General features: G+C 59.1%; 16 protein-coding genes. All 16 read left to right on the plus strand.

Features of this window, described 5'->3' with window-relative positions; translation table 11 throughout:
* Nucleotides 1-2 precede the first annotated feature (2 nt).
* Genes pduC through pduU form a run of 16 tightly spaced genes read left to right on the plus strand, consistent with a single transcriptional unit; the run spans nucleotide 3 to nucleotide 13,050 of the window.
* On the plus strand, nucleotides 3-1,667 hold the full coding sequence (gene pduC / locus ACLJQD_RS10785; protein WP_001256899.1) for a propanediol dehydratase large subunit PduC: 1,665 nt from the start codon (nucleotides 3-5) through the stop codon (nucleotides 1,665-1,667).
* A 10-nt stretch (nucleotides 1,668-1,677) separates the two neighbouring features.
* On the plus strand, nucleotides 1,678-2,352 hold the full coding sequence (pduD, locus tag ACLJQD_RS10790; protein ID WP_000405049.1) for a propanediol dehydratase medium subunit PduD: 675 nt from the start codon (nucleotides 1,678-1,680) through the stop codon (nucleotides 2,350-2,352).
* A 14-nt stretch (nucleotides 2,353-2,366) separates the two neighbouring features.
* Nucleotides 2,367-2,888 carry a propanediol dehydratase small subunit PduE gene (gene pduE, locus ACLJQD_RS10795; RefSeq protein ID WP_001090600.1) on the plus strand — a complete coding sequence of 174 codons (522 nt, stop codon included), beginning with the start codon at nucleotides 2,367-2,369 and terminating at the stop codon, nucleotides 2,886-2,888.
* 15 nt (nucleotides 2,889-2,903) lie between these two features.
* The gene (gene pduG / locus ACLJQD_RS10800) at nucleotides 2,904-4,736 is read left to right on the plus strand and encodes a propanediol dehydratase reactivase alpha subunit PduG (RefSeq protein WP_017441814.1); all 1,833 of its coding nucleotides are present in this window, start codon (nucleotides 2,904-2,906) and stop codon (nucleotides 4,734-4,736) included.
* The gene (gene pduH, locus ACLJQD_RS10805; RefSeq protein ID WP_017441813.1) at nucleotides 4,726-5,076 is read left to right on the plus strand and encodes a propanediol dehydratase reactivase beta subunit PduH; all 351 of its coding nucleotides are present in this window, start codon (nucleotides 4,726-4,728) and stop codon (nucleotides 5,074-5,076) included. Before pduG ends, pduH begins: the two co-directional genes overlap by 11 nt.
* A 19-nt stretch (nucleotides 5,077-5,095) precedes the next feature.
* Complete coding sequence (gene pduJ, locus ACLJQD_RS10810; RefSeq protein ID WP_001057755.1) at nucleotides 5,096-5,371, plus strand: propanediol utilization microcompartment protein PduJ; 276 nt, start codon at nucleotides 5,096-5,098, stop codon at nucleotides 5,369-5,371.
* A gap of 3 nt (nucleotides 5,372-5,374) precedes the next feature.
* The gene (gene pduK / locus ACLJQD_RS10815; RefSeq protein ID WP_077907243.1) at nucleotides 5,375-5,857 is read left to right on the plus strand and encodes a propanediol utilization microcompartment protein PduK; all 483 of its coding nucleotides are present in this window, start codon (nucleotides 5,375-5,377) and stop codon (nucleotides 5,855-5,857) included.
* Entirely contained in the window at nucleotides 5,857-6,489 is a 633-nt protein-coding gene (locus tag ACLJQD_RS10820) for a phosphate propanoyltransferase (RefSeq protein ID WP_017441811.1), read from the plus strand. The genes pduK and ACLJQD_RS10820 overlap by 1 nt, the downstream gene beginning before the upstream one ends.
* Entirely contained in the window at nucleotides 6,486-6,977 is a 492-nt protein-coding gene (pduM, locus tag ACLJQD_RS10825) for a propanediol utilization microcompartment protein PduM (protein ID WP_001012966.1), read from the plus strand. The genes ACLJQD_RS10820 and pduM overlap by 4 nt, the downstream gene beginning before the upstream one ends.
* 3 nt (nucleotides 6,978-6,980) lie before the next feature.
* Nucleotides 6,981-7,256, plus strand: coding sequence for a propanediol utilization microcompartment protein PduN (gene pduN, locus ACLJQD_RS10830; protein WP_000549825.1), 276 nt, complete (start codon nucleotides 6,981-6,983; stop codon nucleotides 7,254-7,256).
* A gap of 9 nt (nucleotides 7,257-7,265) precedes the next feature.
* Complete coding sequence (gene pduO, locus ACLJQD_RS10835) at nucleotides 7,266-8,276, plus strand: two-domain cob(I)yrinic acid a,c-diamide adenosyltransferase PduO (RefSeq protein WP_001029486.1); 1,011 nt, start codon at nucleotides 7,266-7,268, stop codon at nucleotides 8,274-8,276.
* Nucleotides 8,273-9,667 (plus strand): CoA-acylating propionaldehyde dehydrogenase PduP, encoded by a 1,395-nt coding sequence (gene pduP / locus ACLJQD_RS10840; protein ID WP_017441810.1) that lies wholly within the window; start codon nucleotides 8,273-8,275, stop codon nucleotides 9,665-9,667. The genes pduO and pduP overlap by 4 nt, the downstream gene beginning before the upstream one ends.
* 11 nt (nucleotides 9,668-9,678) lie before the next feature.
* The gene (pduQ, locus tag ACLJQD_RS10845; RefSeq protein WP_017441809.1) at nucleotides 9,679-10,791 is read left to right on the plus strand and encodes a 1-propanol dehydrogenase PduQ; all 1,113 of its coding nucleotides are present in this window, start codon (nucleotides 9,679-9,681) and stop codon (nucleotides 10,789-10,791) included.
* Nucleotides 10,788-12,143, plus strand: coding sequence for a cobalamin reductase PduS (gene pduS, locus ACLJQD_RS10850; RefSeq protein WP_017441808.1), 1,356 nt, complete (start codon nucleotides 10,788-10,790; stop codon nucleotides 12,141-12,143). The genes pduQ and pduS overlap by 4 nt, the downstream gene beginning before the upstream one ends.
* 2 nt (nucleotides 12,144-12,145) lie before the next feature.
* Entirely contained in the window at nucleotides 12,146-12,700 is a 555-nt protein-coding gene (gene pduT, locus ACLJQD_RS10855; RefSeq protein ID WP_000075772.1) for a propanediol utilization microcompartment protein PduT, read from the plus strand.
* Nucleotides 12,700-13,050: a propanediol utilization microcompartment protein PduU gene (pduU, locus tag ACLJQD_RS10860; RefSeq protein ID WP_000441103.1), complete on the plus strand. Its 351-nt coding sequence runs from the start codon at nucleotides 12,700-12,702 to the stop codon at nucleotides 13,048-13,050. Before pduT ends, pduU begins: the two co-directional genes overlap by 1 nt.
* The last annotated feature ends 1 nt before the right edge of the window (nucleotide 13,051 follow it).

Below are 13,051 nucleotides of genomic sequence, written 5' to 3' on the forward strand. Positions count from 1 at the left end.
TCATGAGATCGAAAAGATTTGAAGCACTGGCGAAACGCCCTGTGAATCAGGACGGCTTCGTTAAGGAGTGGATCGAAGAAGGCTTTATCGCGATGGAAAGCCCGAACGATCCAAAACCGTCGATTAAAATCGTTAACGGCGCGGTAACCGAGCTGGACGGAAAACCGGTTAGCGAATTCGACCTGATCGACCACTTTATCGCCCGCTACGGCATCAACCTGAACCGCGCCGAAGAAGTGATGGCGATGGATTCGGTCAAGCTTGCCAATATGCTGTGCGATCCTAACGTCAAGCGCAGCGAAATCGTTCCGCTGACCACCGCCATGACCCCGGCGAAAATTGTTGAAGTGGTTTCGCATATGAACGTCGTCGAAATGATGATGTCGATGCAGAAAATGCGCGCTCGCCGCACGCCGTCTCAGCAGGCGCACGTCACCAACGTTAAAGACAACCCGGTGCAAATCGCCGCCGACGCCGCCGAAGGCGCATGGCGCGGGTTTGACGAACAAGAAACCACGGTTGCGGTAGCACGCTACGCGCCGTTCAACGCCATCGCGCTGTTGGTCGGTTCTCAGGTTGGTCGTCCGGGCGTACTGACGCAGTGCTCCCTGGAAGAAGCCACCGAGCTTAAGCTCGGCATGCTGGGCCACACCTGCTACGCCGAAACCATCTCCGTTTACGGCACCGAGCCGGTCTTCACCGACGGTGACGATACGCCATGGTCGAAAGGCTTCTTAGCCTCTTCCTACGCCTCTCGCGGCCTGAAAATGCGCTTCACCTCCGGCTCCGGCTCCGAAGTGCAGATGGGCTACGCCGAAGGCAAATCCATGCTGTATCTGGAAGCGCGCTGCATCTATATCACCAAAGCCGCGGGCGTTCAGGGGCTGCAAAACGGCTCCGTAAGCTGTATCGGCGTACCGTCTGCCGTGCCGTCAGGCATTCGTGCCGTGCTGGCGGAAAACCTGATCTGCTCGTCGCTGGATCTGGAATGCGCCTCCAGTAACGACCAGACCTTCACCCACTCCGATATGCGTCGTACCGCGCGCCTGCTGATGCAGTTCCTGCCGGGTACCGACTTTATCTCCTCTGGTTATTCCGCGGTGCCGAACTACGACAACATGTTCGCCGGTTCCAACGAAGATGCGGAAGACTTTGACGACTACAACGTTATCCAGCGTGACCTAAAAGTGGACGGCGGTTTGCGCCCGGTTCGCGAAGAGGACGTTATCGCCATCCGTAACAAAGCCGCCCGCGCGCTGCAGGCCGTGTTTGCCGGAATGGGACTACCGCCGATTACCGATGAAGAAGTTGAAGCCGCGACCTATGCCCACGGTTCGAAAGATATGCCGGAGCGTAACATCGTCGAAGACATCAAGTTCGCCCAGGAAATCATCAATAAAAACCGCAACGGTCTGGAAGTCGTTAAAGCGCTGGCGCAGGGCGGGTTTACCGACGTGGCCCAGGACATGCTCAACATCCAGAAAGCCAAGCTAACCGGCGACTATTTGCACACCTCCGCCATTATCGTCGGCGACGGACAAGTGCTCTCTGCGGTTAATGACGTCAATGACTATGCCGGTCCGGCAACAGGTTATCGCCTGCAGGGAGAACGCTGGGAAGAGATTAAAAACATCCCTGGCGCTCTTGATCCCAACGAGATTGATTAAGGGGTGAGAAATGGAAATTAATGAAAAATTGCTGCGCCAGATAATTGAAGACGTGCTCCGCGATATGAAGGGCAGCGATAAACCCGTCTCGTTTAATGCGCCTGCGGCATCCACAGCACCACAGACCGCTGCGCCTGCGGGCGACGGCTTTCTGACCGAAGTGGGCGAAGCGCGCCAGGGCACTCAGCAGGATGAAGTCATTATCGCCGTCGGCCCGGCATTTGGCCTGGCGCAGACTGTTAATATCGTCGGCTTACCGCATAAGAGCATTTTGCGCGAAGTCATTGCCGGTATTGAAGAAGAAGGTATCAGGGCGCGCGTGATTCGCTGCTTTAAATCTTCCGACGTGGCGTTCGTCGCCGTGGAAGGTAACCGCCTGAGCGGCTCCGGCATCTCCATTGGCATCCAGTCGAAAGGTACTACGGTTATCCACCAGCAGGGGCTACCGCCGCTCTCCAACCTGGAGCTGTTCCCGCAGGCACCGCTGCTGACGCTGGAAACCTACCGTCAGATTGGTAAAAACGCCGCCCGTTATGCGAAACGCGAATCACCGCAGCCGGTCCCTACGCTCAATGACCAGATGGCACGCCCGAAGTACCAGGCAAAGTCGGCCATTTTGCACATTAAAGAGACCAAGTACGTCGTGACGGGCAAAAACCCGCAGGAACTGCGCGTGGCGCTTTGATAAAGGATAACTCCATGAATACCGACGCAATTGAATCGATGGTCCGGGACGTATTGAGCCGCATGAACAGCCTGCAGGGCGATGCGCCAGCAGCGGCTCCTGCGGCAGGCGGCACGTCCCGCAGCGCAAAGGTCAGCGACTACCCGCTGGCGAACAAACACCCGGAATGGGTGAAAACCGCCACCAATAAAACGCTGGACGACTTTACGCTGGAAAACGTGCTGAGCAATAAAGTCACCGCTCAGGATATGCGTATTACCCCGGAAACCCTGCGCTTACAGGCGTCTATCGCCAAAGATGCGGGCCGCGACCGGCTGGCGATGAACTTCGAACGCGCCGCCGAACTGACCGCGGTACCGGACGATCGCATTCTTGAAATCTACAACGCCCTTCGCCCCTATCGCTCGACGAAAGAAGAGCTGATGGCTATCGCCGACGATCTCGAAAACCGCTATCAGGCGAAGATCTGCGCAGCTTTCGTTCGCGAAGCGGCAACGCTGTATGTCGAGCGTAAAAAACTCAAAGGCGACGATTAACTTTAGGGGTAGACAATGCGATATATAGCTGGCATTGACATCGGCAACTCATCGACGGAAGTCGCCCTGGCGACTCTGAATGAGGCTGGCGCGCTGACAATCACCCACAGCGCGCTGGCGGAAACGACCGGGATCAAAGGCACGTTGCGTAACGTGTTCGGCATTCAGGAAGCGCTCGCCCTCGTCGCAAAGCGCGCGGGGATCAATGTCAGCGATATTTCGCTCATCCGCATTAACGAAGCCACGCCGGTGATTGGCGATGTGGCGATGGAAACCATTACCGAAACCATCATCACCGAATCGACAATGATCGGCCATAACCCAAAAACGCCGGGCGGAGCAGGCCTTGGTGTGGGTATCACGATTACGCCGGAGGAGCTGTTAACCCGCCCGGCGGACTCGTCCTATATTCTGGTGGTATCGTCAGCCTTTGATTTTGCTGATATCGCCAATGTTATCAACGCCTCAATGCGCGCCGGATACCAGATTACCGGCGTCATTTTGCAGCGCGACGATGGCGTACTGGTCAGCAACCGGCTGGAAAAATCGCTACCGATTGTCGATGAAGTTCTGTACATCGACCGCATTCCGCTGGGGATGCTGGCGGCGATTGAAGTCGCCGTGCCGGGAAAGGTTATCGAAACCCTCTCCAACCCTTACGGCATCGCCACCGTATTTAATCTCAACGCCGATGAGACGAAAAACATCGTCCCGATGGCGCGCGCGCTGATTGGCAACCGTTCCGCCGTGGTGGTTAAAACGCCATCCGGCGACGTCAAAGCGCGCGCAATACCCGCCGGTAACCTGGAGCTGCAGGCTCAGGGTCGTACCGTGCGCGTGGATGTTGCCGCCGGTGCCGAAGCTATCATGAAAGCGGTGGACGGCTGCGGCAAGCTCGACAACGTCACCGGCGAGGCCGGGACCAATATCGGCGGCATGCTGGAGCACGTACGCCAGACCATGGCCGAGCTAACCAATAAGCCCAGCAGCGAGATTTTCATTCAGGATCTTCTGGCCGTTGACACCTCGGTTCCGGTGAGCGTCACCGGCGGTCTGGCCGGGGAGTTCTCGCTGGAGCAGGCCGTCGGCATCGCCTCGATGGTGAAATCAGACCGTCTGCAAATGGCGATGATTGCCCGTGAAATTGAGCAGAAGCTTAATATCGACGTGCAGATCGGCGGCGCTGAGGCTGAAGCCGCCATTCTGGGCGCGCTGACCACGCCGGGTACCACCCGACCGCTGGCGATCCTCGACCTCGGCGCGGGCTCCACCGATGCCTCCATCATCAACCCTAAAGGCGAAATCATCGCCACCCATCTCGCCGGGGCAGGCGACATGGTGACGATGATTATTGCCCGCGAGCTGGGGCTGGAAGACCGCTATCTGGCGGAAGAGATCAAAAAATACCCGCTGGCGAAGGTCGAAAGCCTGTTCCATTTGCGCCACGAGGACGGCAGCGTGCAGTTCTTCCCGACGCCGCTGCCTCCCGCCGTGTTCGCCCGCGTCTGCGTGGTGAAACCGGACGAACTGGTGCCGCTTCCCGGCGACTTAGCACTGGAAAAAGTGCGCGCCATTCGCCGCAGCGCCAAAGAGCGCGTCTTTGTCACCAACGCCCTGCGCGCGCTGCGTCAGGTCAGTCCAACCGGCAACATTCGCGATATTCCGTTCGTGGTGCTGGTCGGCGGCTCGTCGCTGGATTTCGAAGTTCCGCAGCTGGTCACCGATGCGCTGGCGCACTACCGCCTGGTCGCAGGGCGGGGAAATATTCGCGGCAGCGAAGGCCCAAGAAACGCGGTGGCCACCGGCCTGATTCTCTCCTGGCACAAGGAATTTGCATATGGACAGTAATCACAGCGCCCCGGCTATCGTCATTACCGTTATCAACGACTGCACCAGCCTCTGGCACGAAGTGCTGCTGGGTATCGAAGAGGAAGGCATCCCTTTCCTGCTTCAGCGTCACCCGGCTGGAGATGTCGTTGACAGCGCCTGGCAGGCGGCGCGCAGCTCGCCGCTGCTGGTCGGCATCGCCTGCGATCGCCATACGCTGGTCGTACATTACAAGAATTTACCCGCATCGGCGCCGCTTTTTACGCTGATGCATCATCAGGACAGTCAGGCCCATCGCAATACCGGTAATAACGCGGCACGGCTGGTCAAAGGGATCCCTTTCCGGGATCTGAATAGCTAAGCAACAGGAGAACTGCAGTATGAATAACGCACTGGGACTGGTTGAAACAAAAGGGTTAGTAGGCGCCATTGAAGCTGCCGACGCGATGGTGAAATCCGCCAACGTACAGCTGGTGGGCTACGAAAAAATTGGTTCTGGCCTGGTTACCGTCATGGTTCGCGGCGACGTCGGCGCGGTTAAAGCAGCCGTAGATGCAGGCAGCGCGGCGGCAAGCGTCGTGGGTGAAGTGAAATCCTGCCACGTTATCCCGCGTCCGCACAGCGATGTTGAGGCCATTTTACCGAAATCAGCCTAATCGATGGCGAATAAGGAGCACCGCGTGAAGCAATCACTGGGATTACTTGAAGTTTGTGGTCTGGCACTGGCTATCAGCTGCGCCGATATCATGGCGAAATCCGCTTCTATCACGCTGCTCGCCCTCGAAAAGACCAATGGTTCAGGCTGGACGGTGATTAAAATTACCGGTGATGTGGCCTCCGTTCAGGCGGCTATCACCACCGGTGCGCATTTCGCCGAACAGCGGAATGGCCTGGTGGCCCACAAGGTTATCGCCAGGCCCGGAGAAGGGATTCTGCTCGCAGAAACGCCTCCCCCCTCCGTCATTGAACCTGAGCCTGAAGCGTCAGAGATAGCTGATGTCGTTTCTGCAGCGCCAGCCGAAGAGGCCCCGCAGGAATCAGAACTGGTCAGCTGCAATCTGTGTCTGGATCCAAAATGTCCGCGCCAGAAGGGCGAACCTCGTACGCTTTGCATCCATTCCGGCAAGCGAGGTGAAGCGTAATGGATAAAGAGCTTCTGCAATCAACGGTCAGTAAAGTTCTCGACGAGATGCGCCAGCGGCCTATTCCGCTGGGCGTCTCAAACCGTCATATCCACCTGTCCGCGCAGGATTATGAGCAGCTATTTCCTGGCCATCCCATCAGCGAAAAAAAAGCGCTGCTGCAGCCGGGACAATACGCCGCGGAGCAAACCGTCACCCTGGTGGGACCGAAAGGACAGCTCAAAAATGTGCGCCTGCTCGGTCCGCTGCGCTCGGTAAGCCAGGTGGAAATTTCGCGTACCGATGCGAGAGCGCTGGGGATTGCCGCGCCGCTGAGAATGTCCGGCAACCTGAAGGGCACACCGGGCATCCGCCTGGTCAGCCCCTTTGGCGAACTGGAGCTACCTTCCGGGGTTATCGTCGCGCAGCGGCATATTCATATGTCGCCGCTTGATGCGCTGATCCTGAAGGTCTCCCACGGCGATAGGGTTTCGGTAGCAATTGAAGGCGACGAGCGCGGGCTGATTTTCAACAACGTGGCGATTCGCGTTTCACCGGACATGCGCCTCGAAATGCACATTGATACCGATGAAGCCAACGCCGCTGGTGCCGATAACCCGCAGGCCTTTGCCCGGCTGGTAGGCCCGCGATGAACGGCGAAACTCTGCAGCGCATTGTCGAGGAAATTGTCTCTCGACTGCAGCGCCGTGCCCAGAGCACGGCGACGCTGAGCGTTACGCAACTTCGCGATGCCGACTGCCCAGCGCTGTTCTGTCAGCACGCGTCGCTGCGCATCCTGCTCGTCGACCTGCCGCTGCTGGGTCAGCTTGCGGATGCGGAAACCGACGATGCCGCCGCCCGGAAAATTCACGACGCGCTGGCGTTTGGCATCCGCGTACAGCTCAGCCTGCACAGCCAGCTGCTGCCGGTTATCCCGGTAAAAAAACTGGCTCGTCTGCCGCTGGTATTCACCGACGAGCACGGACTGCCGCTGGTTCTGCATGCGGGTTCGGTGCTGAGCTATCGCGATGTCGCGCTGCTAAGCCGGGGGCGTGTGGTTGTCCACCGCAAATGCATCGTGACCGCCATGGCGCGTGACGCGGCCAATGCGCGGAATATTCAATTAATTAAGCAGGAGTAAATCATGCATCTGGCACGAGTCACGGGCGCGGTTGTCTCCACGCAAAAATCACCTTCTTTGATTGGGAAAAAGCTGCTGCTGGTGCGTCGGGTCAGCGCCGATGGCGAACTCCCCGCCTCGCCTACCTCCGGCGATGAAGTGGCCGTGGACTCCGTCGGCGCGGGCGTCGGCGAACTGGTTTTGCTCAGCGGCGGCTCCAGCGCCAGGCACGTTTTTTCCGGGCCAAATGAGGCCATCGACCTCGCCGTTGTCGGCATTGTAGATACGCTTTCGCGTTAAGGGGCGGTTATGGCGATTTATACCCGAACAGGTGACGCTGGCACCACATCACTGTTTACCGGCCAGCGGGTGAGCAAAACCCACCCGCGGGTTGAAGCCTACGGCACGCTGGATGAGCTGAACGCCGCGCTGAGCCTGTGCGCCTGCGCCGCTGCGGATGAAAATCACCGCACCTTACTCGAGGCCATCCAGCAGCAACTTTTTTGGTTTAGCGCAGAGCTGGCCAGCGACAGCGAGCAGCCGTCGCCCAAACAGCGCTACATCAGCAGCGAAGAGATTTCGGCTCTGGAAGCCGCTATCGATCGGGCAATGGCCCGCGTCGAACCGCTGCACAGCTTTATTTTACCCGGACGCTGCGAAGCCGCGAGCCGCTTACATTTTGCCCGCACGCTGGCGCGCCGCGCCGAACGCCGTCTGGTTGAACTGGCAACTGAAGTCAACGTACGCCAGGTGCTGATGCGCTACATCAACCGCTTATCGGACTGCCTGTACGCCCTGGCCCGCGCGGAAGATAGCGATGCGCACCAGGCCAACATCATCCGTGAAGTTAGCAAGCGCTATCTGGCTGCCAGCCAGCCGACCCGCAGCAAGGAGACAACGCCCGTGGCCCTCTCATTCCACGATCTGCACCAGCTCACCCGCGCCGCCGTTGAACGCGCGCAGCAACTGCAGGTTCCGGTAGTCGTCAGCATCGTTGACGCGCACGGCACGGAAACTGTGACCTGGCGGATGCCGGACGCCCTGCTGGTCAGCAGCGAGCTGGCGCCGAAAAAGGCCTGGACCGCTGTTGCCATGAAAACGGCGACCCACGAGCTGAGCGATGTTGTTCAGCCAGGCGCGGCGCTTTATGGCCTGGAAAGTCATTTACAGGGAAAAGTGGTCACCTTTGGCGGCGGTTACGCCCTGTGGCGCGACGGCATATTAATTGGGGGTCTTGGCATCAGCGGCGGCAGCGTTGAGCAGGACATGGACATAGCACAGACCGCCATTGCGGCTATTAACGTGGGAACTCATCAATGAATACTTCTGAACTCGAAACCCTGATTCGCACCATTCTTAGCGAGCAATTAACCACGCCGGCGCAAACTCCGGCCCAGCCTCAGGGCAAAGGGATTTTCCAGTCCGTGAGCGAGGCCATCGATGCCGCGCACCAGGCGTTCTTACGTTATCAGCAGTGCCCGCTAAAAACCCGCAGCGCCATTATCAGCGCGATGCGTCAGGAGCTGACGCCGCTGCTGGCGACCCTGGCGGAAGAGAGTGCCAATGAAACAGGGATGGGCAACAAAGAAGATAAACTCCTCAAAAACAAGGCTGCGCTGGACAACACGCCGGGCGTAGAAGATCTCACCACCACCGCGCTGACCGGTGACGGCGGCATGGTGCTGTTTGAATACTCGCCGTTTGGCGTTATCGGTTCGGTCGCGCCGAGCACCAACCCGACGGAAACCATCATCAACAACAGCATCAGCATGTTGGCGGCGGGCAACAGCGTCTACTTTAGCCCGCATCCGGGAGCGAAAAAGGTCTCTCTGAAGCTGATTAGCCTGATTGAAGAGATTGCCTTCCGCTGCTGCGGCATCCGCAATCTGGTGGTGACCGTGGCTGAACCCACCTTCGAAGCGACCCAGCAGATGATGGCCCACCCGCGAATCGCGGTACTGGCCATTACCGGCGGCCCGGGCATTGTGGCAATGGGCATGAAGAGCGGTAAGAAGGTGATTGGCGCTGGCGCGGGTAACCCGCCCTGCATCGTTGATGAAACAGCGGACCTGGTGAAAGCGGCGGAAGATATCATCAACGGCGCGTCATTCGATTACAACCTGCCCTGCATTGCCGAGAAGAGCCTGATCGTAGTGGAGAGCGTCGCCGAGCGTCTGGTGCAGCAAATGCAAACCTTCGGCGCGCTGCTGCTAAGCCCTGCCGATACCGACAAACTCCGCGCCGTCTGCCTGCCTGAAGGCCAGGCGAATAAAAAACTGGTCGGCAAGAGCCCATCGGCCATGCTGGAAACCGCCGGGATCGCTGTCCCTGCAAAAGCACCGCGTCTGCTGATTGCGCTGGTTAACGCTGACGATCCGTGGGTCACCAGCGAACAGTTGATGCCGATGCTGCCGGTGGTAAAAGTCAGCGATTTCGATAGCGCGCTGGCGCTGGCCCTGAAGGTTGAAGAGGGGCTGCATCACACCGCCATTATGCACTCGCAGAACGTGTCGCGCCTGAACCTCGCGGCCCGCACCCTGCAAACCTCGATATTCGTCAAAAACGGCCCCTCTTATGCCGGGATCGGCGTCGGCGGCGAAGGCTTTACCACCTTTACTATTGCCACACCAACCGGTGAAGGGACCACGTCAGCGCGTACTTTTGCCCGCTCCCGGCGCTGCGTACTGACCAACGGCTTTTCTATTCGCTAACCGAGGTCGCGATGAATACCTTCTCACTACAAACGCGGTTGTACAGCGGTCAGGGCAGCCTGGCGGTGCTCAAGCGCTTTACCAATAAGCACATCTGGATAATCTGCGATGGCTTTCTGGCGCGCTCTCCGCTGCTGGATACCCTGCGTAACGCGCTGCCCGCAGATAACCGCATCAGCGTCTTTAGCGAGATAACGCCGGACCCCACCATCCATACCGTGGTGCAGGGCATTGCGCAAATGCAGGCCCTGCAGCCGCAGGTGGTGATTGGTTTTGGCGGCGGCTCGGCAATGGACGCGGCGAAAGCGATTGTCTGGTTTAGCCAGCAAAGCGGCATCAACATCGAAACCTGCGTAGCGATCCCGACCACCAGCGGCACCGGTTCGGAAGTCACCAGCGCCTGCGTAATTAGCGACCCGGATAAAGGCATCAAGTATCCGCTGTTCAACAATGCGCTGTATCCGGATATGGCGATCCTCGACCCGGAGCTGGTGGTCAGCGTACCGCCGCAGATTACCGCCAACACCGGCATGGACGTTCTGACCCACGCCCTGGAAGCGTGGGTTTCACCGCACGCCAGCGACTTTACCGACGCGCTGGCGGAAAAGGCCGCCAAACTGGTGTTCCAGTATCTGCCCACGGCGGTGGAAAAAGGCGACTGCGTGGCGACGCGCGGGAAAATGCACAACGCTTCAACGCTCGCCGGGATGGCCTTCAGCCAGGCGGGGCTGGGGCTTAACCACGCGATAGCCCACCAGCTTGGCGGACAGTTTCATCTGCCGCACGGGCTGGCCAATGCGCTGCTGCTCACGACGGTGATCCGCTTTAACGCGGGTGACCCGCGCGCCGCCAAACGCTACGCGCGGATGGCCAAAGCTTGCGGTTTTTGCCCGGCAGAAGCCAATGACGTTGCGGCAATCAATGCGCTGATTCAGCAAATCGAACTGCTTAAGCAACACTGCGCCCTTCCCTCACTGGCCGTTGCGCTTAAAGAAGGAAGATCCGACTTTTCCGCACGCATTCCGGCGATGGTGCAGGCCGCGCTGGCTGACGTTACGCTGCGCACTAACCCGCGCCCGGCCAATGCCGAAGCCATTCGGGAACTGCTGGAGGAACTGCTATGAGTACCGCCGTCAACGTCGTTGAAATGTCCCATAGCGCCGATGAAATTCGCGAGCGCGTTCGCGCAGCGGGCGTTGTGGGTGCGGGCGGCGCAGGTTTTCCCGCTCACGTCAAACTACAGGCGCAGGTAGAGATTTTTCTGGTGAACGCCGCCGAGTGTGAACCGATGCTCAAAGTTGACCAGCAACTGATGTGGCAGCAGGCCGCGCGTCTTGTTCGCGGCGTGCAGTACGCGATGACGGCAACCGGCGCGCGCGAAGGGGTGATAGCCCTGAAAGAAAAATACCGCCGGGCCATCGACGCCCTCACCCCGCAGCTGCCAGACGGTATCCGCCTGCATATCCTGCCGGATGTATATCCCGCGGGCGATGAGGTGCTGACTATCTGGATGGCAACCGGCCGCCGGGTCGCCCCGGCTGCGCTACCGGCCAGCGTCGGCGTGGTCGTCAATAACGTGCAAACGGTGCTGAATATTGCCCGGGCGGTCGAGCAGCAGTTTCCGGTCACTCGTCGCACGTTGACCGTGAACGGCGCGGTCGCCAGACCGTTGACCGTTACCGTGCCTATCGGCATGTCACTGCATGAAGTGCTGGCGCTGGCGGGCGGCGCAACGGTCGACGACCCTGGTTTTATTAACGGCGGCCCGATGATGGGTGGCCTGATTACCTCTCTTGATAACCCGGTGACGAAAACTACCGGCGGCCTGCTGGTGCTCCCCAAAAGCCATCTGCTTATCCAGCGGAGAATGCAGGACGAGCGCACGGTGCTTTCCGTCGCGCGCACCGTCTGCGAACAGTGCCGACTGTGTACCGATCTCTGCCCACGGCATCTGATCGGCCACGAACTCTCTCCGCACCTGCTGGTGCGGGCAGTGAACTTTCACCAGGCTGCCACGCCGCAGTTGCTGCTGAGCGCCCTTACCTGTTCGGAATGCAACGTTTGCGAAAGCGTGGCCTGCCCGGTGGGGATCTCGCCGATGCGCATCAACCGCATGTTAAAACGCGAGCTACGGGCGCAAAACCAGCGCTACGAAGGGCCACTGAACCCGGCCGACGAAATGGCGAAATATCGCCTGGTGCCGGTGAAGCGGCTGATCGCCAAACTGGGACTAAGCCCCTGGTACCAGGAAGCGCCGCTGGTTGAAGAAGAGCCGTCAGTAGAAAAAGTCACTTTACAGCTGCGCCAGCATATTGGTGCCAGCGCAGTACCGACTGTTGCCGTCGGCGAGCGCGTGACGCGCGGGCAATGCGTTGCCGATGTCCCGGCAGGTGCATTAGGCGCGCCGATTCACGCCAGCATCGACGGCATTGTTTCGGCCATCAGCGAACAGGCCATCACGGTTGTAAGAGGTTAACCATGTCTCAGGCTATAGGAATTTTAGAACTCACCAGCATCGCCAAAGGCATGGAGCTTGGTGATGCCATGCTGAAAAGCGCCAACGTCGATCTACTGGTCAGCAAGACCATCTGCCCAGGTAAGTTTTTACTGATGCTGGGCGGCGATATCGGCGCTATCCAGCAGGCCATTGAAACCGGTACGTCGCAGGCCGGCGAGATGCTCGTCGACAGCCTGGTGCTGGCAAATATTCATCCCAGCGTACTTCCGGCCATCAGCGGCCTGAACAGCGTCGATAAGCGCCAGGCGGTAGGTATCGTCGAAACCTGGAGCGTGGCGGCCTGCATTAGCGCCGCAGACCGGGCGGTGAAAGGCTCAAACGTCACCCTGGTGCGGGTGCATATGGCCTTCGGCATCGGCGGTAAATGCTACATGGTGGTGGCGGGCGACGTTTCTGACGTCAATAACGCCGTGACGGTTGCCAGCGAAAGCGCGGGCGAGAAAGGGTTGCTGGTTTACCGTTCGGTGATCCCGCGCCCGCATGAAGCCATGTGGCGACAGATGGTGGAGGGATAATGGAAAGACAGCCGACAACGGATCGCATGATTCAGGAATACGTGCCGGGGAAACAGGTCACCCTCGCGCACCTGATTGCCAATCCCGGCAAAGATCTCTTTAAGAAGCTGGGCCTGCAGGATGCGGTCTCCGCCATTGGCATCCTTACCATCACGCCGAGCGAGGCGTCGATTATCGCCTGCGATATCGCCACTAAATCCGGCGCGGTGGAAATTGGTTTTCTCGATCGCTTTACCGGTGCGGTGGTGCTGACTGGCGACGTTTCCGCCGTGGAATATGCCCTTAAGCAGGTAACGCGCACGCTGGGCGAAATGATGCAGTTCACCACCTGTTCGATCACCCGGACGTAAC

The organism is Salmonella sp. SAL04214, from assembly GCF_046550615.1.
Taxonomy (GTDB): Bacteria; Pseudomonadota; Gammaproteobacteria; order Enterobacterales; family Enterobacteriaceae; genus Salmonella; species Salmonella enterica.